A 21,509-nucleotide genomic window follows, 5' to 3' on the forward strand; every position below is an offset into this window, starting at 1 on the left:
CACGCTTGCCATTGTGTTACAAACTGTGATCGGGCTCGATGCGGCGCACGTCCACGCAGGCGATGCGGCGCTCGTCGGCCTCGATGATTTCATAGCGCAAGTCATCGAGCTCCAGTACTTCGCCCACGGCCGGCATGTTTTCGAAATGCGCCAGCAGGAAGCCGGCGAGCGAGTTGTATTCGCCGTCTTCGCTGACCAGGGTTTCCGTTTCGAACACTTGCTCCAGATAATGCAGGTCCGTCGCGCCGTCGATGCGCCAGTGGCCGGGGCCCAGCACCTCCACGTCGGGCTGCTCGTCCTCGTCGGGGAATTCGCCGGCGATGGCTTCCAGGATGTCGATCGGTGTCAGCACGCCCTGCACGGTGCCGAACTCGTCGACCACCAGCACCAGCTGGCCGCGCGAGCGCTTTAACGTTTCCATGGCTTTCAGCACGCCGGCCGCTTCCGGCACGACGACGGCTTCGCGCATGCTGTCCGGGTCGATCTTGCCGCGCGAGACCAGATCCTCGATGAGGTCCTTGCTGCGCGCGATGCCGACCACATTGTCCAGGTCATCATTGCAGACAGGAATCATGCTGTGCGGCGTGTCGCGCAGCAGTTGCAGCATCTTCTCGCTGCTGTCGTTCAGGTTGACCCACGACACGTCGCCGCGCGGCGTCATGACGGAGCGGATCGAGCGTTCGGCCAGGGTCAGCACGCCGCTGACCATGTTGCGCTCTTCCACGCCGAAGGCGGAGACATCGGGCATTTCCTTGACTTCGTGCTCTTCCACGGCTTCGCGGCCCTTGCGTCCGCCCAGCAGGCTCAGCACGGCTTGCGCCGTACGGTCGCGCAGGGGGGCGTTGGACTGCAGCTTGAGGAAGTTGCGGCGCGCCAATTGATTGAAGAATTCGATGACGATCGAGAAACCGATAGCGGCGTACAGATATCCTTTCGGAATGTGGAAGCCCAGGCCCTCGGCCACCAGGGAGAGGCCGATCATCAGCAGGAAGCTCAGGCACAGCACGACGACGGTGGGGTGGGCGTTGACGAAGCGCGTCAGCACCTTCGACGCGAGCATCATGACGACGATGGAAATGACGACGGCGGCCATCATCACGTACAGGTTTTCCACCATGCCGACGGCCGTGATGACGGCGTCGAGCGAAAAGACGGCGTCGAGCACGACGATCTGCGCCACCACCAGGCCGAAGCCGGCATACACCTTCGGGCCCGTCTGGGCGTGCGTGATGCCTTCTAGGCGCTCATGCAGCTCGCTGGTTGCCTTGAACAGCAGGAACAGGCCGCCGAGGAGCAGGATCAGGTCGCGCCCCGAAAACGAGAATGTCCATATGGAAAACAATGGCGTGGTCAGGGTGACCAGCCAGGAAATCAGGGAAAGCAGGCCCAGGCGCATGACGAGGGCCAGGGTCAGGCCCAGCACTCTAGCCTTGTCGCGCTGGTGCGGCGGCAGTTTCTCGGCCAGGATGGCGATGAAAATCAGGTTGTCGATACCCAGTACGATTTCCAGTACGACCAGCGTCAGCAGGCCGACCCAGATTGTCGGGTCAAATAACCATTCCATGTGTGTAACCTTGTAAAGTCGATCAGTGTAAAGCGTGCCTGGCGGCTAAAGCCCCGGGCGCGTGGGTGCTGCATGCATGTCTTCAGGGGCGGACGCGCGGCGGCCGGGTGGCCAGCCGCACGTCCGCTTCGGCAAGTGCGCCCGGTCCCGCTTGCCAAATGATGGCGTAAAACGGCACGGCCTGGCGCGAGCTCGGGTACAGCGTGATGGGGTCGTTGTCGCATTCTTCGCTACTGCAGCTATCGCAGCTGTCGCCAGGCAGGCCCGCATGGAGGCTGGCATCGGCACAATCGATGCTGAAGGCGGGCGTGGCGCTAGCGCCGGCCGCGATTGCATGCTGGAATGGGGAAGGGCTGGCGTAAGCCATGCTGGCAAACGCCTGGGGTAACGCGATGAAAACAAAAAGGCAGAGCAGGACGAGAGCTCGTCTCATATACAGGCAGATAGTTCTGGAACGGTCGAGTATAACACGCCTGTATGGCAGCCTGATGACAGAGGCTTGCAATAGTGATACGTATGCCGTAAATTACGAAATAGCAATAATTTCACGTGGCGGCGAAGACGCAGCGCGGGCCCCGTGACTATTCTTGCGTTCGTATCACATTGCGCCTGCGCCGTTTGCTTGCGCACGTCTATAACGTAGTGTTACCAGGACTCTGCCTTGAAACCCATTACCGCCCTCCTGCTTGCCGCCGGCATCCTCTCGCCATCGTTCATCCTTGCCGCCACCCCCGTGGAAGCGGCGCCGACCCAGAAAGCCGGCAAGGCTGTGCCCAGCCGTGCCGCCGCCGTCAAAGTCACGTCCGTCGAAGGCATCACCGAATACCGCCTGGCCAATGGCTTGCGCGTGCTGCTGTTCCCGGACGCCAGCAAGCCGACCCTGACCACCAACATCGTCTACCTGGTCGGTTCGCGCCATGAAAACTATGGCGAAACGGGCATGGCCCACTTGCTCGAGCACTTGCTGTTCAAGCCCAGCGCCAACTTCGGCATCAAGAAGGGCAGCAAGACCCCCGTCGAGATACTGAACTCGACGGGCGCTGATTTCAACGGCACCACGTGGTACGACCGCACCAATTACTACGCGACCTTCCCCGCCAACGACGACAACCTGCGCCAGATGCTGGCCATGGAAGCGGACCGCATGGTCAACGCGGCCATCGACCAGAACGACCTGTGGAACCCGAAGACGCAGAAGGGTGAAATGACCGTCGTGCGCAACGAGTTCGAGATGGGCGAGAGCGACCCGATCGGCGTGACGAGCGAGCGCATCCAGGCCATCGCCTACGACTGGCACAACTATGGCAAGTCGACCATCGGCGCCCGTTCCGACATCGAGCAGGTGAACATTCCCCGCCTGCGCGCGTTTTACCATAAATATTATCAGCCCGATAATGCCGTGCTGATGGTGGCGGGCCGCTTCGATGAAGCCAAGGTCTTGAAACAGATCAATGATCTGTTCGGCAAGATTCCGAAACCCACGCGCGTGATCGAGCCGACCTACACGGCCGAACCCGTGCAGGATGGCGAGCGCGCCGTGACGGTGCGCCGCAGCGGCGGCACGCAGTTCGTCGGCGCCGGCTACCACGTGGCGCCGTCCGGCAACCCGGACGCCGTCGCCATCGAGGTGCTCGGTCATGTGCTGACGGACGCGCCGGCCGGCCGCCTGCACAAGGCGCTGGTGGAAACCAAGCTGGCCAGCAAGATCGAATACAACTCCGTGAGCAACCTGGAGCCGGGCTACAACCTGTTCGGCGCGCTGGTGCCGCTTGATGGCAACCTCGATGCGGCGCAGACGGCCATGCTGAAAGTGCTGGAAGACTTGAAATCGCAGCCCATCACGGATGCGGAAGTGGCGCGCGTGAAACAGCAGCTGAACAAGCAGGTGGAACTGATCACCTCGAACACGGCGCGCATGACGATCGCCCTGACGGAGTCCCTGGCGGCCGGCGACTGGCGTCTGTTCTTCCTGCAGCGCGACCAGCTCGACAAGCTGACGACGGCGCAGGTGCAGGCGGCGGCCGAGAAATACCTGAAGAGCTCTAACCGCACCCTGGGCCGCTTCATTCCTACCGATGCGCCGGACCGCACCGTCGTGCCGGCCTATGCCGACGTGGCGCCGCAACTGGCCGGCTACACGGGCCGCGCCGTGGTGGCGCAGGGCGAAGCGTTCGATCCGAGCCCCGACAATATCGAAGCGCGCACCCAGCGTTTCACCTTGCCGAATGGCTTGAAGGGCGCCTTGCTGCCGAAGAAAACCAAGGGCAGCACGGTCAGCGTCGTGTTGAAATTGCAGATCGGCAGCGAAGAGAGCTTGCGCGGCAAGGCGCAAGTGGGTGTCTACACGGCCAATTTGCTGTCGCGCGGCACGGATAAACTGTCGCGCCAGGAAGTGAAGGACAAGTTCGACCAGCTGGGCATGCAGGTCGCCATCACGGGCGGCGCCGAGGGCGTCACCGCCATGCTGAATGGCAAGCGCGAGAACTTGCCGGCCGCCATGGACCTGCTGGCGCAAGTGCTGCAAAAGCCGGCCTTGAACGAGACGGAATTCCTGGAATTGCAGCGCGAGCGCGTCGGCCGCGCGGAGCAGGAGTTGCCTGAGCCGCAGCCGCTGGCCGTGAACGCCTTCCGCCGCCTGCTCGACGCCACGCCGGAAGGCCATGTGCGCCACGTGGCCACCTTGCCGGCTGAACTGGTGCAATGGAAAGCCATCAAGGTGGCCGATGTGAAAGCCTTCCATGGCGCCTACTATGGCGCGGCGAACGCGACTTTTGCTGCCGTGGGCGACTTCGACCCGGCCGCGCTGAAGGCGCAAGTGGCCAGCCTGTACGGCAGCTGGAAGGCGCAGCAGCCGTACGCGCGCATACTTGATGCCGTCAAGCCTGTCAGCGGCGAGAAAGTCACCCTGGAAACGCCGGACAAGGCGAACAGCGTGCTGTTTGCCATCCAGCCGATTCCCCTCAAGGATGACGCCGCCAACTATCCCGCCTTGCTGATCGCCAATCACATGCTCGGTGGCGGCGCCTTGCGCAGCCGTCTGGCCGACCGCATCCGCCAGAAGGAAGGCCTGTCGTACGGCGTCGGTTCGCAAGTGAGCATCCCGTCGCGCGAACCGGCCGGCTACTGGATGGCGTATGCCATCAGCGCGCCGCAAAACACGGTCAAGGTGGAAGCGGCCCTGCGCGAGGAAATCGCCAAGGCGCTGGCCGACGGCTTCACGCAAGAGGAATTGGCCGAAGCGAAGAAAGGCTGGCTGCAATCGCAGGAAGTGGGCCGCACGCAGGACAGCGGCCTGGCGCGCGAACTGGCCGGCTACCTTGCCGAAGAGCGCACCATGGCTTACGACAAGGACCTGGAAGCGAAAGTGGCCGCCTTGACCCTGGCGCAAGTGAACCAGGGCCTGCGCGAGTACCTGAAGCCATCGGCCGTCTCGGTGGTGGTGGCCGGCGACTTTGCCAAGGTGGCGAAAGAGGGTGAAAGCGGCGCCAAGGCAACGACGTCGAAATAAGCTGCTTTAAATAAAAAAGCCCGCTGGCAAGTTATTTGCCAGCGGGCTTTTTTTATGGCGATTTCCCGGCCTTAGCGGGGAGCGAGCTCTGCTACGTAGATTTCCACGCGGCGGTTGCGTGCGCGTCCCGATGCATCCGCATTCGAGGCGATCGGCTCGCGGGCGCCGCGGCCTTCCGTGACGACGCGGGTCGGCGAGACGCCGCGCATGGACAGGTAGTCGCGCGTGTGGGCCGCGCGTTCCACCGACAGCGGTTCGTTGATGGAGGCGCTGCCCGTGCTGTCCGTATGGCCGATGATGCTGACCGTGGTGTTCGGGTTTTCGTTCAGGGTGGCGGCAAAGCGGTCGAGGATGGGGCGGAAATTGCCCTTGATGTCGGCGCGGTTGGTGTCGAAGGAAATATCGCTGGGGATTTCCATTTTCAGGCGGTTATCGGCCGTCTGCGTCACTTGCACACCAGTACCCTGTGTCGCTTGTTCCATCGCGCGCTTCTGGTTTTCCATGCGGTTCGACCAGATATTGCCGATCACGGCGCCCGCCGCCGCGCCGATCAGGGCGCCGCCGGCCGTGCGGCCGCTGCTGCCGCCACCGGTGGTGCCGCCGATCAAGGCGCCCAGGCCCGCGCCGACGCCGGCGCCCGTGGCCGTGCCACGTTGCGTGGCGGACATGTCCGCGCAGCCGCTGGCGGCCAATGCGATCACCAGCATGCCGATCAGGGATTTGGCGCCAGGGCCTTTTTTGAATGCTTCTTTCATGGATTTTCTCCTTGTTTTGTTATTGGGACATACCCAGGAATTACCTGCACACGTTACTGCAAAATGGCGCGGCGTGCCAGTGTGCGCGCACTACAGGCAAAAGGGCGGCGCCCGTTCGCACGCGCGCCGCCCCGTCTGGCCAGTAAATTGGCCTCTATAAACCGCGTCCGCTGATCAGGCGCAGCAGCACCATGATCACGGCGACCACCAGCAGTATGTGGATGAAGCCGCCAATGGTATAGGAAGTTACCAGGCCCAGCAGCCAAAGAATGATGAGTACGACGGCGATTGTATACAGCATGATGTGTCCTCCGAGAGTAATGTGTGGATGACGGCGACGGCCTTGGCCTTGCAGGCGCTGGCGCGTGGCGCCGTCATCGGTTCTTGTCATTGCGCGGCGACTGGGTCGCTGAACGCTGATGCCATGACTAAGTGTCTACTTTGTTTCCCTTGCGTTCTGTACGCTGTCGTACACAAGACTCAACTATCGTGAGCGGTCGGCGTGTTCATCGGCCATGCCCGGCACCCATGCCAGCATGCCGGCCATGCCGACGGCGCCGGCCAGGCAGCTGACCATGCCGCCCGTCAGCAGCAGCATGACGCCGAACACGGGGCCGCCCGCTTCGGGCGCCAGATCCAGCGCGCAGAAGCCCAGCGCGGTGGCCAGCAAGCCGCCGCCAATAAAACCCAGCCAGATCCTGTTGCTGCCTGCCTTGTCGTCTTGCATGGCTACTCCTTGATGACGTTTCGTTGAACTTTCCTGAATGCATCATCTCGCGGGACGGCAAGCTCATCTGTACGCCAACGAACATTGTTAAAAAGAAAACGCCCGGACAAGCCGGGCGTGTGTTGAATTTGCAACTTATTGCAGCGGCGGCAGCGCTGCGGCCTATGCCTTAGCCGATGGCGCGCAAGCCGCCGTTGACGACGCGCACGCGGTCGCCCTGGCGCCAGTTTGGCGCGGCGCTCTGGTGCACGGTGCGCGTCTTGCCGTTATCGAGGCGCACGACGATGTTGTAGCTGCGCGTGGCGCGCACGCTGCCTTCGATCTGGTTGCCGGCCACGGCGCCGCCGACGGCGCCCAGCACGGTGGCCAGTTGCTTGCCGTGGCCGCCGCCCACCTGGTTGCCCAGCAAGCCGCCGACGACGGCGCCGCCAGCCGCGCCCACGCCGCTGCCTTCGGCGCGCGTATTGACTTCATGGATGGCTTCGATCACGCCGCAATTAGCGCACACCTGCGGCGCCGGGGCTGCCGCGTATTGTTGCTGCGGTTGCTGCGGTTGCGGCTGGCGCACTGGCTGCTGCTGCTGTGGCAGGGCGGCCAGCGGCTGCGCGCTGGCCGGTTGCAAGTTTGCTGGCGGCTGGTTTGCCTGCAGGTTGGCCATTTGTTCGGCCGAGGTGCTGGCCGCCAGTGGCTGGCTATCGCCCTGGGACGAAGGCAGCCAGCCCATCAGGGCAGCCGTGCCGACGCCGCAAAACAGCAGGACGGCGACGGCGGCGGCAAGCACCAGCGGATGGAGGGATTTGGTGGTGGTAGTCATGGAAGGCTCCTTGGTTATTTTAAATAAAGGGTGCTGCGTGTTCTGTTGGTTGATGCTTGTTCTGTGCGTGTATTGCCAGTGTGCTGTGCCGCTTGCTCCGCTTCCGTGCGTCACCGTACATACAGGGCCGGTACTGCACCGTAGGCTAAGTAAAAATTATGTCGAGTTGTAACGACACCAAGGAAAAGCAATGCCACCAACGACTGCCAGCATGACCCTGTCCCGCGATGCAGGCCGATCCGGCCTGGGTTCGCCCGTGGGCGCGCTTGACGCCGGCAACCGCCTGCTGGCCAGCCTGCCCGAGCACGACTTGCGGCACCTGACGGCGCTGTTCGATACCGTCACGGTCGAGGTGGGCGAGGTGCTGTACGAACCGGGCCAGCCTATCGGCCACATCTATTTCCCTGGCGATTGCCTGATTTCGCTGCTGGCCGTGGCGGAAGGCCGGATGACCTTGGAAGTGGGCTCCGTCGGCCGCGAAGGCGTCCTGGGCGCTTCCGTCGCGCTCGGTCATGACCTGGCGCAAGTGCGTGCCGTGGTGCAGCGTTCCGGTACGGCCAGCCGCATCGGGCGGGCCGAGTTCTGCGCCGAGTTCGCCCAGCTCGAGTCCCTGCAGCGTTTGCTGTACCGCTACACGGACACCCTGCTGGCGCAAGCCATCCAGATTGCCGTGTGCAGCCGCTTCCACGTGCTCGAGGCGCGCCTGGCCCGTTCGCTGCTGATCACGCGCGACCGCCTGCAGTCGGAGAAATTTCACCTCACGCATGAATTTCTTGCCCACACCCTGGGCGTGCGGCGGGTCGGCGTGACCAAGGCGGCCAGCGCGCTGCAACAGCAAAAACTCATCACCTACAGCCGGGGCAATATCGAGATCCTCGATTCGGCGGGGCTGGAAGCCGTGTCCTGCCGCTGCTACGAGCTGGTCAAAGATAGCGGCGCCATCGGCATGGCCAACGTCTTCGTCTGATTCTTCCTGCTGGCGTTCATCCTTCTGCCGCAGACGCAAAAAAGCGGGGCGGGCGCGTGCGCACCCACCCCGCTTTCTCGATCAATAATTACTTCGGCTTGACCTGGTTGCCGATCACGCCGCCGACTGCGGCGCCGCCGACTGCGCCGACGGCGCTGCCGCCCGTCAGTACGGAGCCGGCAACGGCGCCGACGCCAGCGCCGATGGCGGTGTTTTTATCCTGGCCGGACATGTTGGCGCAAGCGGTCAAGCTCAGCAGCAGGGCGGCAACGGAAGTGGTAGCGGCGATTTTTTTAATGATTTGCATGATAGTTCTCCTATGAATTCGGACCTCGTGGCGCCGGCATGGTATGGGCCGGTGAGACTTCGTATCGCCACGTCTTGGGTGTTTCAGGCACGATTACAGAATAGGATTGTGGCAAGGCAGGGTCTGTTCGGCAACGCACATAGGGGTGTAACAATTGTAATCGTGCACGGCTACGTGTGACTTACCGGTTTTTGCGCGGTGCCTTGCCAGGTTTCGGCGCCACCGGTTTTACGCGCGCCTGGGCCAGCAGTGCCGCGCATTCGCTATCTTCGACGGGGCCGGTATTGACCAGCGGCAGCAGCGCCGCCACGGGCGCCACCACGGCCAGCGCCAGGGCGCCACCGGCGCGCAGGGCCAGCACGCCCTTGTCGACGCTCACGTCGGGCTTGCTGAAGGTGCCGTGCACATACAGGGGCGAGCGCAGCGAAAAGATGCGCAAGCCCTTGCTGTCCGGCCGCAGGGTCAGGTCCAGCCGTTCATCGGCCAGGTTCACCGTGCCGTCGATATTCAGGATGGCGTCATCCGTGTCCACGATGAACTGGCGCGTGCGCATCAGTCCCTTGGTGACGGCGAAATCGGCGGCCATGCAGTTCAGCTTGACCTGCTTGTCGCCCGCCAGTTTGGCCAGCACGACACTGCCGATATTCAAGCCCATTTCTTCCAGCAGCAGCTTGCTGATGCTGCCACGGTTGATCAGCGCGCGCACTTCGCCGTTCGAGCTGCCCAGCAGAGTGGCGACGGAATTGCCCGTCGCCGACAGCGAGGCGTCGCCATTGATTTCGCCCACGCTCGCCTGCAGGGCCGGCAGGCGGGGAAACAGCTGCTGGATGTGCAGATGGCGGGCGCTGGCCTTGAGCTCTGCCGCGATGCCATTGGCGATGACCTTGCCGCTGCCGTCGAGCTTGATTTGCGACGTCAGGGTGCCGCCCGCCACGTTGAAGTTGAGCGGCGTCAAGGACAGCACGCCGTCCGTCAGCACCACATGCGTGTCGAGCTTGCTGATCGGCAGTTCGGCATCGCGCGTGATCTTGTCAGCCGTGTAGCGCACGTCGGCGTCCAGGCTGGTCCAGCGTTCCGTCTTGAAGGTTTCCACCGGCAAGACCCGGCCGGCCGGCTGCGTCGACGGCACGCCCCGTTCCTTCTTGCTGGCGCTGGAATCGGCGCCCACCAGCGGACCCAAATCGGAAAATTGCAGCAGGCGCGAGTGGACTTCCCCCGTCAAACGCTTGCGCGGCGTGCTGGCGGAAAAGGCCAGCTTGCCTTGGACGTCGCTGGAGCCCACCTTGCCGCTGAACTTGTCGTACACCCACTCGCCGCCGCGGGGCGCCAGGGTCGCCGTCAAATGGCCTTCCGTGCTGAAGTGCGGCGTTTCCGGCAACAGCACGCCCGTCAATGGATACAGCCGGGCCATGCTGGGTCCGGATAGCTTCAGGCGCACGTCCAGCGCGGCCAGGTTGGCCGGGCGCGTCAGGGTGCCTTCGATGGCCACGCTGCTGCCGCCCGCGCGCATGTCGGCCTGGATGGGGAAGGGCGTGCCCTGCTGCTGCAGCGATAGTACGCCGCCGGCCTTGCCGCCACCCTTGATGCTTTCGCCATGGTATTTGCCGGACAAGGTCCAGGCGATGCCGTAGCGCGCATCGTCCGCGATGGTGTCGACGTCGGCGCGCATCGCCGTTTTGCTGACGCCATCGTCCAGGTACACGGTGCCCTTGCTGAAGACCACGCTTTGCAATTCCAGCTGCCAAGGCGATGGCTGGTCCTGCTTGTCGAAGGTCCAGTTGTTCTTGCCATCCTTGTTGCGCAGCAAGCGCACCTGCGGCGTGTCGAAGCGCAATTGCGGAATGATGATTTTCTTGTCGAGCAGGGCCAGCGGATTGAGCGAGAACGCCAGCTGGCTGACGCTGGCCAGCTGTGCCTGGCCATCCGTGTCCGTCATGGCGCTCGGGTTGCCCAGGCGCACGTCCTTTGCCTGCAGGTGCGGCCACGGCAGATAGTCGCGCCAGCTTTGTTGCCCGCCAGCCGTTGGCTGCTGCCACGTCAGCGCCAGGTCGCCCTCGATGGCAAACGGCCTTCCCAACGCATCGCTGACGCGCGCATTGAGCCAGGGCTTGGCGCGGTTCCAGTCCATGTTCAGCACGATGATGGAAGCCGTGACGGGCAGGGCGATGAGCACGGCGGTGCTGGCGAGGGCGATTTTCTGACGGCGGGAGAGCGGCATAAGCTGATTCTTTCTGGACAAGTAGTTGCGATGCTACAGGAATCGCTTCAAAGCCGGGCCTGTTTCAGGTTTTGCTGGCGGGCACGTGCGCTGGCGCACGTTGCCCATGCAAGTATTGTCGATTTCTTACCCTATGTGCGGCACCGAACGGATATGCGGGGAGCCGGAGCCTATAACGTCATACATCAAACGCAGTTCCTGATTCCAGATGCACCGACGTATGAACCCTATTGCTTAACATTCTCCAGGAGAAGAAAAATGACAAACCGAGATTTCAAGATGTCCCCATTGGCCGCCTTGGCCGCCTGCGCCACCGCTGTCGTCCTGATGACGGGCTGCTCCAGCCTGAAAACGCCGGCCACGGCCGATGTTGCCGTGTCGCGCGCCGCCGTCGATAACGCTGCCAGCGCTGGCGCCGCCGACCTGGCGCCTGATGAAATGCGTTCGGCCCGCGAAAAAATGCGCATGGCTAACCAGGCATTGAAAGACCGCGACTACAAGACGGCGCGCGATCTGGCGGACCAGGCGCAAGCCGATGCCAAGCTGGCGCAAAGCAAGGCCAATTCGGCCAAGGCCACCAGCGCCGCTGATGAAATCAACGAGAACATCCGCGTCATGCGCGAAGAACTCGACCGTGCCAATCAGCAAGCCCCAAAACAATAAGCAACAACAATAACTAATAACAGGACCCCATCATGAAAAAAGCTACCTACACTACCATTCCCGGCCTGCTGGCCATGGCCGCTCTGGTTGCCGCCTGCAGCTCCGCACCGACCACCACCAGCCTGCTCGACCAGACCCGCGGCGACTACATGGCGGCGCAATCGAACCCGATCGTGTCGACCTATGCGCCACGCGAATTCCGCGAAGCGAGCGTTGCGCTGGAAGCGGCAAACGCGGCCGCCACGCGCCAGGAAGATAGCGAAAAAGTCGACAAGCTGGCCTACCTGGCCAAGCAAAAGATAGCCACGGCGCAAGAAGTCGCCAAGCAGAAGGCCGCGGAAGCCGATATCGCCAACGCCGGCAAGCAGCGCGACCAGTTGCGCCTCGATGCGCGCACGCAGCAGGCCGACCAGGCCACGGCTCGCGCCCAGTCGGCGCAGGCGGATGCGGAAGCGGCCAAGGCCCAGGCGCAAGCGGCCGAAGCGTCGGCCCGCGATGCGCAAGCGCGCGCCGCCGGACTCGAAGCGCAGCTGGCCGACCTGGCCGCCAAGAAAACCGAACGCGGCATGGTGATCACCCTGGGTGACGTGCTGTTCGGTACGGACAAGGCGAACCTGACGGCCGATGGCGCAAATACGGCGCGCAAGCTGGCTGATGTGCTGAAAAACAACCCGCAGCGCACCGTGCTGATCGAAGGCTTTACGGATAGCACGGGCGGCTCCTCGCACAACCTGGAATTGTCGCAACGCCGCGCGGAATCCGTGCGCAATGCGCTGCTGGAGCAAGGCATCAGCCGCGACCGCATCGCCACGAAAGGCTATGGCGCCGCCTATCCGGCCGCCGGCAACGACACGGCGTCGAACCGCCAGCTGAATCGCCGGGTGGAAATCGTCTTGTCCGAAGACAATACGGCGATTCCCGCCCGCCGCTAAAACACCAGGCCAAACCTGCTGCGCGTCGCGTCTTGCGGCCTCCGATGCTCACTGTGCTCTAGCACAGCTCCGCTTCTCGGCCACAATTCACTGCCGCTCGCTACGGTTTTGCCTAGTGTTTGATTTGTTAGTAGGCAGCACCGGCCGAAGCTTGGCCGGTGGATACCCATGCAAGACTTGAAAGGAAACATCATGACCCAAACATCTGTTGAGATTCCAGCTGGCATCGATACGGCCGCCATCCGCGCTGCCGCCAAAAACCTGGACGATGGCGCCGTGACGGCCGGCTACCAGGCCGACCGCCAGGAGTTGATTACCCTGTTGAATGGGGCGCTGGCCACCGAACTGGTGTGTATTGCACGCTACAAGCGCCATTACTACACGGTGAGCGGACGCGACAACGGCACCATCAAGGCCGAGTTCCTTGAACATGCGCAGCAGGAACAGGAGCACGCCGACTGGCTGGCTGAACGCATCGTGCAATTGAATGGCAAGCCAGATTTTAATCCTGCAACATTGCTTGCGCGTAGCCATGCCGAGTATGATGACTCTGAAGACGTGCAGAGCATGGTGCGTGCCAATCTGATCGCGGAACGGGTAGCGATCGAGTCGTATCGCCAGATGATCGTGAAAATCGGCGACAAAGACCCGACCACACGCCATTTGTTGATCAAGATCATGGCTGTCGAGGAAGAGCACGCCGATGATATGCGCGATCTAATGGAATAGTGTTTTTGAGTAAAGTAGGTATAGTAACTACATTCATCCACAGCTAAGGAGCTAAACCATGTTGGAAAACAATATCACCACCGTCAATAACGATGTCAAAACCTTGGTCAAGGATGCCCAAGCCCTGTTCAGCGCCGCTGCCGCCCTGACCGGCGAAAAAGCCGATGAAGTGCGCGTCAAGGGCATGAAAACCCTGGATGCCGCCCTGGCCAAGGCGCATGAAGCGCAGGCGTCGGCCATCGTTGCCACCAAGCAGCTCGCCTCCCAGGCTGACGGCTATGTCAAGGAAAACCCATGGCGCACGGTGGCCGTCGCCGCTGGCGTCGGCGTACTGGTCGGCTTCATCCTGGGCCGCAAGTAATCCACTGTCAGGAGCGATATGGACAAGTCTGCTTCGTCTCACCAGGGGCCGGGATTGATCGGCTCGGTCGCCGGCCTGGCCAAAAACGCCGTCGGACTGATGTTGTCGCGGCTGGAACTGGCCACCATCGAACTGTCGGAAGTGCGCAATCACATGCTGCAGCTGATTGTCATTTTCGCGCTGGCGACCGTGGCGGGCTTGTTTGCCATCGCTTACGGCAGCGTGCTGATCGTCTTTCTGGCCTGGGATAGCCTGGGCTGGAAGATCCTGGCGATCATGACGGTCGTGTTCGTACTGCTGGCCATCGCCCTGGTCATGTATGCGCGCGCCATGCTGCGTCAAGGAAAGCTGTCCATGCCGGCCACCATGGCGGAATTGAAAGCTGACCGCGACATGCTGATGTAAGCTGCATTACGAGGAGAATTCATGTCGGACAACGACAAACTGGCGGCGCAAGCCGCCCGCAAGCGCCTGCTGATCGCCCAGGGCGAAATGTACCGCGTGGGCATCGTGCATGCGCGCGCCAACGTGGGCTATGCGCTGCGCCCGGAATCGATGCTGCAGGGCGTGGTCGAAACGGCGGTCGGCTTTGCCGGCCACCGCGTCGAATCCCTGCTGGCGCCGGGCGGCATGCGTTTGCAAGGCGCCATGCCCTATGTGCTGACGGCGCTATCGTTTATCGGACGCAAGAAGCTGGTCAAGCCGGCCCTGGTCCTCGTGGCCGTGGCCGCCGTTGCCGCCAGCTGGCTGCGCCGCAAGCGCTGAACGCCAGCCGTGTTGCACAGGAACGCCGTCATTGACGGCGTTTTTTTTGCCCGTACCCAACGTCCGGCACGTGCAGGCGCAATCCCTTACAATGATTCACGCCGCACCCGCGCGGCGGACAGAGGGCCATCTCGATGACGAATTCAAAGACACCGATCAATCAGTTAAATCCCTCGCGCCTGCGCATCGTGCTGGTGCTGCAAGGCGGCGGCGCACTGGGCGCCTACCAGGCCGGCGTCTACCACGCGCTGCACGAACATGGCCTGGCGCCCGACTGGGTGGTGGGCACCTCGATCGGCGCCATCAATGCCGCCATTCTGGCGGGTAACAAGCACGAAGACCGGCTCGTGCGTCTGAAGGAGTTCTGGCAGCGCGTGGCGCACCGCGATAGCATCGACATGAACCTGGTATCGGACCAGCAGCGCCGCTCGAACATCTGGCTGGCCACGCTCGATACGGTGCTGCGCGGCGTGCCTGGCTTCTTCAAGCCGCGCGCCTTCAGCCTGTTTCCCGCCGGAATCGCCGTCAAGCCGGAAGAGGCCAGTTTTTATGACACCAGCGAGCTGTCCAGCACCCTCGAGGATCTGGTCGATTTCGATTACCTGAACCAGCCCGGCGGCATGCGCCTGACCGTCAACGCCCTGCGCGTCAAATGCGGCAGCCTCACCAGTTTCGACAGCCAGCAGCAGCCCCTGACGGCGGACCATATCCGCGCCAGCGGCGCCTTGCCACCCGGTTTTGCCGGCGTACGCGTCGATGGCGACTTATATTGGGACGGTGGCCTGTACTCGAACACGCCGCTGGAAACCGTGCTTGACGATACGCCCCACGTCGACACCCTGGTCTTCATGGTCGACCTGTGGAGCTCGGAAGGACCGGAGCCGACCACCCTCGACGAAGTGCAGACGCGGCAAAAGGACGTGACCTTCGCGTCGCGCTCGAAGCGGCATATCGCCGATTACGTCAATACGCATACCTTGCAGCGCAAATTGCGCGAACTGTACGCCGGCCTGCCCGACACAAAGCACAACCGCCAGCAGACGGAAGAGCTGGTGGCGCTCGGCTGCGACAGCACCATGCACATCGTGCGTCTGCCGTATGCGGGGCGCGACTGGCACATGGCGGCCAAGGATATCAATTTTTCCCGGGGCTCCATCGAGTGGCGCTGGGAGCAGGGCTACCAGGATGGCTTGCGCGCGATCAAGGCGGCCGGCTGGCTGGCCTTTGTCACGGAAGATACGCCACTCGTGGTGCACGAACTGCCGCCCTACGAGCGCGACGCCGCCTGATCAGGCCGAGTCGCAAGAGTACGCTTCACTACTGCGGATGGGCCGCTTCGCGCAGTTTTTCCGCGTTCGTCATGTCTTGCCGATACGTGTCCTGCGCATCCTTCAGGCAGGTGGCGCGCGCGGCGGATGGTTCCGAACGGCAGGCTTTTTTGGCCTCGGCCAGGGCGGCGGCGATTTCCTTGCGCAGGGTGCGCAGCTGGGCTTGCGCCGTGCTGTCTTCCTGGTACCAGCGTTGCGGGTCGCCCGGCTGCGGCGTGGCCGTCTGGGCCAGTGCCAAAGGCGCCAGGCTGCAGGCGAACAGGGTGGCCAAGAGTGTGTTGTGGATAGTCATGATAGTTCCTCCTTGAAATAAAAAAGGCGCCGCAGCGCCTTTTTTTACAACCTGCCCGTCAGTAATAGCAGGATCAGTATCACTACGACCAGGCCGGCGATGCCGCTGGGGCCGTAACCCCAGTTGCGGCTATGCGGCCAGGTAGGCAGGACGCCGACCAGGGCCAGGATCAAGATGATCAGAATGATGGTGCCCATGGCAACTCCTTGTTATCGTACGACTCATGCGGGATGGCGGCTGCCTGTTGGCAAGCTCCGCCGAAAATTAATAGCGGTAGACGCGGCCGTCAACGACGCGCACGCGGTTGCCCGGGCGCAGATCATTCGCGTTGTCCTGCACCACGGTGCGGTATTCGCCGTTGTCGAGGCGTACGCTGATCTGGTAGGCCTGCGCTTGCTGCCTGCGGCCTTCCACCTGGTTGCCGACGACGCCGCCGGCGACGGCGCCCGCCACGGTGGCGGCCGTGCGTCCGCCGCCCGAGCCGATGGTATTGCCCAGCAGTGCGCCGGCGATGCCGCCGACCACGGCGCCCGCGCCGCTGGTTTGTCCGCCGCCCTGTACGATCTGGATGGAGTCGACGGTGCCGTACATGGCGGATTCAGGCTGGTTGGCCGGGTAATATTGTTGTGACTGGGAAGGACCGGTGGCGCAACCGCTCAGTGCGGCGGTGGCGGCGAGCATCAGTGCAGCCAAGGTGGCGTTGGTTTTCATTTTATTCTCCTGACGAGGTGAGGGTGTAGTGCCATCTTAGTCATGCCCCTGTTTCCGGTCTGTACGCTGCCGCACGTACTTATTTGGCGCCGAAAATGGTATTTTTTACCGGGACGATCCAGCAAAACGTTGTTATTTATCCCTGTCTGCCTTCCGCTTTCAAAATAAATTACTTGTGTACGGCAGCGTACAGAAGAGAGGCGGCGATCCACGTAAAACGGTAGTCATGCCAAGCAGAGATGCTTGTCACTACCAGGGAGAAATACATGAACAAGAATAAGCTTTTCACCGCCATCGTTGTCAGCCTGGCGTGCGCCGCATGGGGCGGCCAGGCCGTGGCTGCCACGCCGGAAGCAAAAGCAGCCTACAAGGCGGCCAATGAACAGGCGGGCCTGAATTACAAGCTGGCCCATGCCGAATGCGAAAAAATCACGGGCAACCCGAAGGATGTCTGCATCGCCGAAGCAAAGGCCGTGCGCACCTACGATGAAGCTGTGGCCCAAGCGCAATACACGAATACCCTGCGCGCCTACACCAAGGCGCGCATCAAGATTGCCGATGCCAATTACGACGTCGACCTGACGCGCTGCAATGCGCTGACGGGCAACGACAAGGATGTCTGCGTCAAGCTGGCCAAGTCCACCAAGGTGGCGGCCCTGGCCGATGCCAAGGCAGACAAGAAAGTCATCGAAGCGCGCAGCGATGCGCGTGAAGCAAAAAGAAAAGCCGAGTACAAGGTCGCGACAGAAAAATGCGATGCATTAGCCGGCGCAGCCAAGGATGACTGTATCAAGGCTGCAAAAACCCAGTTCGGTTACTGAGCTCCCTCCGGCGCGCAGTCACCAAACTGGTATAAGAAGCTCATTGTGAGCACATTGATTGACCACTCCTAAGGAAAAAACCATGAAATTCACCAAATCTATCGCTACTGGCCTTTTCGTCGCTTCCCTGTTCGCTGTTGCAGGTTGCGCTTCGACCCCAACCAAGGAAGGCACGGGCGAGTACATCGACGACGCGGCCATCACCACCAAAGTGAAAGCCAGCATCTTCAACGAGCCTACCCTGAAATCGACGGAAATCAACGTTGAAACCTTCAAGGGCGTGGTTCAGCTGAGCGGCTTCGTGGCCCAGCCAGCCGATGCCGCCAAAGCGGGTGAAATCACCCGTGGCGTCAAGGGCGTGAAGTCCGTGAAAAACGACATCCGCGTCAAGTAATGGCCTGACCTGCCGCAGCGGCCAGCCCCAGGGCTGGCCCTGCGGCCCTCCACCGACCGTCGCGGGAATCGCATGCATATCCAGCCTACAGATACCCCGCCCGAGCCGGTGGCGGCTGCCTCCACCGAGCCTGCCGGGCCACCTCCCGGCGCGCCCGCGGAGCAGCCAGACTCATCCTTGCGTTTGCCGCTGCATGTCAATGCGCGTGGCATGGCGCTGGGCATCATCGCCACCGTCAGCTTCATTTATGCGCTGCAGTGGGCACAGAAATTCCTCATTCCCGTCATCTTCGGCATTTTCATCGCCTACACCCTCAATCCCGTCGTCGCCTGGCTGGAAAAGCTGCGCCTGCCGCGCGCCATCGGCGCCACGGCCGTCACGGCCCTGATCCTGTTCGGCTCCATCGTCGTGGTCGAGCGCGTGCAGGGCGAATTCGAATCCATCGTTGAAGAATTGCCGGCCGCCACGCATAAGCTGTCGCGCCTGATCGCCGCCAGTACGGGCGGCAAGAACAGCACCTTCCAGAAGATGCAGGCCGTGGCCAATGAAATCGAGCAAGTGGCCGCCGGCGCCGAAGCGCGCCGCAACAACCGCCGCACGGCCGCCGCCGAGGCGCCCAACTTCAAGATCATGGACTGGGTCTGGGCCGGCTCGCTGGGCCTGGTGGGCTTCCTCAGCCAGGCCACCATGGTCATCTTCCTCGTGTTTTTCCTGCTGCTGTCGGGCGACACCTTCAAGCGCAAGCTCGTCAAGCTGACGGGGCCGTCGCTGAGCCGCAAGAAGGTCACCGTGCACATCCTGGAAGACATCAATACGTCGATCCAGAACTATATGTTCATGCTGCTCGTCACGAATGGCTTGCTGGCGGTCCTGATGTGGATCGCCCTGCGCGTGATCGGCCTGGAAAACGCGGGCGCCTGGGCCATCGTGGCCGGCTTGCTGCACATCATGCCGTATTTCGGCCCCTTGCTCATCACCATCGCCACGGGCCTCGTTGCCTTCCTGCAGTTCGAATCGCTGGAAATGGTCTTGCTGGTGACGGGCACGTCGATGGCCATCGCCACCCTGGTGGGCACCTTTGTCACCACCTGGATGACGGGGCGCATCGCCCGGATGAATCCCACGGCCGTGTTCATCAGCCTGCTGTTCTGGGGCTGGCTGTGGGGCGTCTGGGGCTTGCTGCTGGGCGTGCCCATCATCGTCATCGTGAAGGTCGTGGCCGAGCGTGTGCAGGGCATGGAAGTGGTGGCCGAGCTGCTGGGCGAATAGCTTGCGGCAACGTAAAGAAAACGGCGCCCGCGGGCGCCGTTGTTGCATGCAGATGTATCGCTTACGACTGGTGGCGTTTCAGTATCTTGACTTGCACATCGCCATCGTCCGTCTTCGGCATATCCTTCATGCTGCCCAGCTGCAGGGCGAACTGGCGCGTGAATTCGGCGCCCAGGAAGAAGATTTGCGCTGAATAATATACCCACAGCAGCAGGGCCACCAGCGAACCGGCCGCGCCATAGCTGCTGGCCACGCCGCTATTGCCGATATATACGCCAATGGCGTATTTCCCCAGTGAAAACATGAAGGCCGTGCCGATGGCGCCGATCAGCACGTCACGCCAGGACAGGCGCACGCGCGGCAGCATTTTATAGATGACGGCAAACAGGCTGGCGATCACGGCAAAGCCGATCAGGTTCGACAGGATGGTAAACAGCACGGCCGTGTCCTTCCACACGCCTTCCCAGAAGTTGGCGAGGATGGCCATGGCCGCGTTGACCACCAGCGACACCATCAGCAGGAAGGCCAGCACCAGCACCAGGCCGAAGGACAGCAAGCGCGTGCGCAGCATGTCCCAGGCGCCCGCTTCCTTCAAGGGCGGTACTTGCCAGATTTCATCGAGGCTGGCTTTCAGTTCGGCAAACACGCTGGTGGCGCCGAACAGCAGCAGGGCGCTGGCGATGAGGGTGGCGATGCGTCCCTGCTCATGGTTCTTCGCGCCGGCCAGCACCAGCTGGATGGCTTCGGCGCCCTGCGTGCCCAGCAATCCCTGCAGTTGTCCCATCAGTTCGCCGCGCGCGGCGGCCGGGCCATAAAAAAAGCCGGCGATGGCAATCACCAGCACGAGGATGGGGGCGATGGAAAACAGGGTGTAATAGGCGAGGGCCGCGCCCTTGCTCGAGGCGCGGTGTTCCAGCCATTCGGTGACGGAACAAACGATGACACTGCGCATCTGCTTGCTGAACGGCGCCAGGCCGGCCAGTCTGGGATAGCGGGTAGAAATATTCATGGTGGCTTTCAATGCAAAAAAGGGGCGCGAGCCCCTTTTTTTATTCACAAGTGGCGTACCACTGTTTAGCTTACTGCACGCGGCGTTCGATGGTGATTTGTTCCACTTCAACGCGGCGGTTTGGTTCCAGGCACTTGATCAGGTCGGCACGCTTCTTGTTATCGCAGGTGACGACAGGATTGGTGGAGCCCTTGCCTTCGGCCGTCAGGCGGTTGGCGGCGACACCGTGGGCGACCAGGTATTCCTTGACTGCATCAGCGCGCTGCTGCGACAGTTTCAGGTTGTACTTGGCCGAACCGATGCGGTCGGCATAACCACTGATGACGACGTTGTTGACGTCCGGCGCTGCGTTCAGCACGCGTGCGATTTCGTCAAGCTTGGTCTGTGTCGGGCCCAGCTTGGCGCTGTCGAACGCGAACAGTTCCGTTGCTGCCATCGTCACTTTTTCAAAGCGTGCTGGCGGTGGCGGCGGTGGTGGCGGCACGACCACGACGACTTCTTCACGCACTGGCGGCGGTGGCGGTGGTGGCGGCGGTGCAGGTGGTTTGTCGAACGCGAAGTTCAGGCCCACGGTGACGTAGTAGTTGTTGGCCTTGCTGCTTGGGTCGAACGTATTGCCGCGCAGGAAGCCGTGCACGTTGCGCACGTCAGCCTGGAACGACAGTTGATCGTTGATCGTGGACTGGAAGCCCAGACCGACGCTGGCATACGGCGAGCTCTTTTTGCGTTCGCCAAAAGCGAAGCTGGTGTCCTTGTCGCGCTGCATGCCGGCACCGACCAGCAGGAAGGGGCGGAAGGCTTTACGCGAGAACATGTACAGACCGTCTACGCCCAGCGTATTTTGCTGGTAGCGCTGTTGGCCATCCTTGGAGCGGGCATACGTGGTGCCCAGCTGGATATCCCAGTCCTGGGAAACAGGTTTACCGAAACGCAAGCCTGCGCCATACCCGGTTTTATCCGTAGCGAAGTCGGAATCTGGCTTGAGTGCGTTGAGGCTAGGTTGAATGTACCAGGAAGGATTGATTTCCTGGGCCTGTGCGCCGAGGGCGGAGCACAGTACTGCGGCGGCAACGGCGATTTTTTTTAGATTATTCACAAGTAACTCCCAACGTTGATAAGAGATTTTCTCTAATGCATCAATGCGACAACTGCCAGACATGCTATTGCTAGAGATGGACAACAATTCCAGGTGCGCTTTCTTGCGATAAATGCACTGCTGTTGGAGTAGAGAATACGGTTGCAGGTTCACGTGGTCGGTGCGTTAGCGCACAAAGCATTGTTGTATATCAATGGTGTTGCAGATTCACGACAACTACTTCGGTGTTGAAAAAAACTAATTCGCCTCCGGAAAATTTTGCAATCACGGCCATATCCT

25 protein-coding genes are annotated in these 21,509 nt (G+C 62.0%); 12 read left to right on the plus strand and 13 right to left on the minus strand.

All coding sequences use genetic code 11. From position 1 onward, the window contains the following. Window positions 1–16 precede the first annotated feature (16 nt). Together CSQ91_RS00615 and CSQ91_RS00620 are read right to left on the minus strand one after the other, a co-directional pair. Window positions 17–1,564 carry a TerC family protein gene (locus CSQ91_RS00615; protein WP_034786355.1) on the minus strand — a complete coding sequence of 516 codons (1,548 nt, stop codon included), beginning with the start codon at window positions 1,562–1,564 and terminating at the stop codon, window positions 17–19. A gap of 82 nt (window positions 1,565–1,646) precedes the next feature. Further along, window positions 1,647–1,931 (minus strand): hypothetical protein, encoded by a 285-nt coding sequence (locus CSQ91_RS00620; RefSeq protein ID WP_070278575.1) that lies wholly within the window; start codon window positions 1,929–1,931, stop codon window positions 1,647–1,649. A 294-nt stretch (window positions 1,932–2,225) separates the two neighbouring features. Here CSQ91_RS00620 and CSQ91_RS00625 point away from each other — a divergent pair, with 294 nt between their 5' ends. After that, window positions 2,226–5,072, plus strand: coding sequence for a M16 family metallopeptidase (locus CSQ91_RS00625; RefSeq protein ID WP_099387107.1), 2,847 nt, complete (start codon window positions 2,226–2,228; stop codon window positions 5,070–5,072). A gap of 71 nt (window positions 5,073–5,143) precedes the next feature. On the opposite strand, the gene CSQ91_RS00630 is transcribed toward CSQ91_RS00625, so the two are convergent. The 4 genes from CSQ91_RS00630 to CSQ91_RS00640 form a co-directional block, all read right to left on the minus strand. After that, complete coding sequence (locus CSQ91_RS00630; protein ID WP_034786394.1) at window positions 5,144–5,779, minus strand: OmpA family protein; 636 nt, start codon at window positions 5,777–5,779, stop codon at window positions 5,144–5,146. A gap of 202 nt (window positions 5,780–5,981) precedes the next feature. Beyond that, a complete protein-coding gene (locus tag CSQ91_RS28465) occupies window positions 5,982–6,128 on the minus strand; it encodes a lmo0937 family membrane protein (RefSeq protein ID WP_010396376.1) in 147 nt (48 codons plus the stop codon). Window positions 6,129–6,311: 183 nt separating this feature from the next. Further along, the gene (locus CSQ91_RS00635) at window positions 6,312–6,554 is read right to left on the minus strand and encodes a hypothetical protein (protein ID WP_034786348.1); all 243 of its coding nucleotides are present in this window, start codon (window positions 6,552–6,554) and stop codon (window positions 6,312–6,314) included. A 169-nt stretch (window positions 6,555–6,723) separates the two neighbouring features. Continuing rightward, window positions 6,724–7,368 carry a glycine zipper 2TM domain-containing protein gene (locus CSQ91_RS00640; protein WP_099387108.1) on the minus strand — a complete coding sequence of 215 codons (645 nt, stop codon included), beginning with the start codon at window positions 7,366–7,368 and terminating at the stop codon, window positions 6,724–6,726. 190 nt (window positions 7,369–7,558) lie between these two features. Between CSQ91_RS00640 and CSQ91_RS00645 the strand changes: the two genes are divergently transcribed. Beyond that, window positions 7,559–8,335: a Crp/Fnr family transcriptional regulator gene (locus CSQ91_RS00645; RefSeq protein WP_092612473.1), complete on the plus strand. Its 777-nt coding sequence runs from the start codon at window positions 7,559–7,561 to the stop codon at window positions 8,333–8,335. Between the two features lie 88 nt (window positions 8,336–8,423). Here CSQ91_RS00645 and CSQ91_RS00650 read toward each other — a convergent pair whose 3' ends face one another. Further along, window positions 8,424–8,642, minus strand: a complete 219-nt coding sequence (locus CSQ91_RS00650) for a glycine zipper 2TM domain-containing protein (RefSeq protein WP_034758955.1) — start codon at window positions 8,640–8,642, stop codon at window positions 8,424–8,426. Between the two features lie 181 nt (window positions 8,643–8,823). Further along, window positions 8,824–10,860, minus strand: a complete 2,037-nt coding sequence (locus CSQ91_RS00655) for an AsmA family protein (RefSeq protein ID WP_099387109.1) — start codon at window positions 10,858–10,860, stop codon at window positions 8,824–8,826. Between the two features lie 258 nt (window positions 10,861–11,118). Between CSQ91_RS00655 and CSQ91_RS00660 the strand changes: the two genes are divergently transcribed. The 7 genes from CSQ91_RS00660 to CSQ91_RS00690 all read left to right on the plus strand — a co-directional run bounded on the left by CSQ91_RS00660 (window position 11,119) and on the right by CSQ91_RS00690 (window position 15,599). Then, complete coding sequence (locus tag CSQ91_RS00660; RefSeq protein WP_051992010.1) at window positions 11,119–11,523, plus strand: DUF4398 domain-containing protein; 405 nt, start codon at window positions 11,119–11,121, stop codon at window positions 11,521–11,523. 32 nt (window positions 11,524–11,555) lie between these two features. Further along, the gene (locus CSQ91_RS00665; protein WP_099387110.1) at window positions 11,556–12,455 is read left to right on the plus strand and encodes an OmpA family protein; all 900 of its coding nucleotides are present in this window, start codon (window positions 11,556–11,558) and stop codon (window positions 12,453–12,455) included. A gap of 168 nt (window positions 12,456–12,623) precedes the next feature. Then, a complete protein-coding gene (locus CSQ91_RS00670) occupies window positions 12,624–13,184 on the plus strand; it encodes a ferritin-like domain-containing protein (protein WP_370385375.1) in 561 nt (186 codons plus the stop codon). A 58-nt stretch (window positions 13,185–13,242) separates the two neighbouring features. Continuing rightward, window positions 13,243–13,545: a DUF883 family protein gene (locus CSQ91_RS00675; protein ID WP_034786336.1), complete on the plus strand. Its 303-nt coding sequence runs from the start codon at window positions 13,243–13,245 to the stop codon at window positions 13,543–13,545. An 18-nt stretch (window positions 13,546–13,563) separates the two neighbouring features. Then, complete coding sequence (locus CSQ91_RS00680; protein ID WP_034758936.1) at window positions 13,564–13,950, plus strand: phage holin family protein; 387 nt, start codon at window positions 13,564–13,566, stop codon at window positions 13,948–13,950. 21 nt (window positions 13,951–13,971) lie between these two features. Beyond that, on the plus strand, window positions 13,972–14,310 hold the full coding sequence (locus CSQ91_RS00685) for a hypothetical protein (RefSeq protein ID WP_034786335.1): 339 nt from the start codon (window positions 13,972–13,974) through the stop codon (window positions 14,308–14,310). Between the two features lie 134 nt (window positions 14,311–14,444). Further along, on the plus strand, window positions 14,445–15,599 hold the full coding sequence (locus CSQ91_RS00690; protein ID WP_034786332.1) for a patatin-like phospholipase family protein: 1,155 nt from the start codon (window positions 14,445–14,447) through the stop codon (window positions 15,597–15,599). Between the two features lie 28 nt (window positions 15,600–15,627). Here CSQ91_RS00690 and CSQ91_RS00695 read toward each other — a convergent pair whose 3' ends face one another. The 3 genes from CSQ91_RS00695 to CSQ91_RS00705 all read right to left on the minus strand — a co-directional run bounded on the left by CSQ91_RS00695 (window position 15,628) and on the right by CSQ91_RS00705 (window position 16,641). After that, on the minus strand, window positions 15,628–15,930 hold the full coding sequence (locus tag CSQ91_RS00695; RefSeq protein ID WP_099387111.1) for a hypothetical protein: 303 nt from the start codon (window positions 15,928–15,930) through the stop codon (window positions 15,628–15,630). 44 nt (window positions 15,931–15,974) lie between these two features. Then, window positions 15,975–16,127 carry a DUF3309 family protein gene (locus tag CSQ91_RS00700; RefSeq protein WP_010396415.1) on the minus strand — a complete coding sequence of 51 codons (153 nt, stop codon included), beginning with the start codon at window positions 16,125–16,127 and terminating at the stop codon, window positions 15,975–15,977. A 67-nt stretch (window positions 16,128–16,194) separates the two neighbouring features. Continuing rightward, a complete protein-coding gene (locus CSQ91_RS00705; protein ID WP_034786328.1) occupies window positions 16,195–16,641 on the minus strand; it encodes a glycine zipper 2TM domain-containing protein in 447 nt (148 codons plus the stop codon). Between the two features lie 266 nt (window positions 16,642–16,907). Here CSQ91_RS00705 and CSQ91_RS00710 point away from each other — a divergent pair, with 266 nt between their 5' ends. The 3 genes from CSQ91_RS00710 to CSQ91_RS00720 all read left to right on the plus strand — a co-directional run bounded on the left by CSQ91_RS00710 (window position 16,908) and on the right by CSQ91_RS00720 (window position 19,125). Next, on the plus strand, window positions 16,908–17,462 hold the full coding sequence (locus tag CSQ91_RS00710; protein ID WP_034786326.1) for a hypothetical protein: 555 nt from the start codon (window positions 16,908–16,910) through the stop codon (window positions 17,460–17,462). An 82-nt stretch (window positions 17,463–17,544) separates the two neighbouring features. Continuing rightward, window positions 17,545–17,856, plus strand: a complete 312-nt coding sequence (locus tag CSQ91_RS00715) for a BON domain-containing protein (protein WP_034786324.1) — start codon at window positions 17,545–17,547, stop codon at window positions 17,854–17,856. 177 nt (window positions 17,857–18,033) lie between these two features. After that, entirely contained in the window at window positions 18,034–19,125 is a 1,092-nt protein-coding gene (locus tag CSQ91_RS00720; protein ID WP_099387112.1) for an AI-2E family transporter, read from the plus strand. 61 nt (window positions 19,126–19,186) lie between these two features. Here CSQ91_RS00720 and CSQ91_RS00725 read toward each other — a convergent pair whose 3' ends face one another. Then, window positions 19,187–20,134, minus strand: coding sequence for a YihY/virulence factor BrkB family protein (locus tag CSQ91_RS00725; protein WP_070255091.1), 948 nt, complete (start codon window positions 20,132–20,134; stop codon window positions 19,187–19,189). Between the two features lie 70 nt (window positions 20,135–20,204). After that, window positions 20,205–21,230, minus strand: coding sequence for an OmpA family protein (locus CSQ91_RS00730; protein WP_034786319.1), 1,026 nt, complete (start codon window positions 21,228–21,230; stop codon window positions 20,205–20,207). Between the last annotated feature and the right edge of the window lie 279 nt (window positions 21,231–21,509).

The organism is Janthinobacterium sp. BJB301, assembly GCF_002735685.1.
Lineage (GTDB): Bacteria > Pseudomonadota > Gammaproteobacteria > Burkholderiales > Burkholderiaceae_D > Janthinobacterium > Janthinobacterium lividum.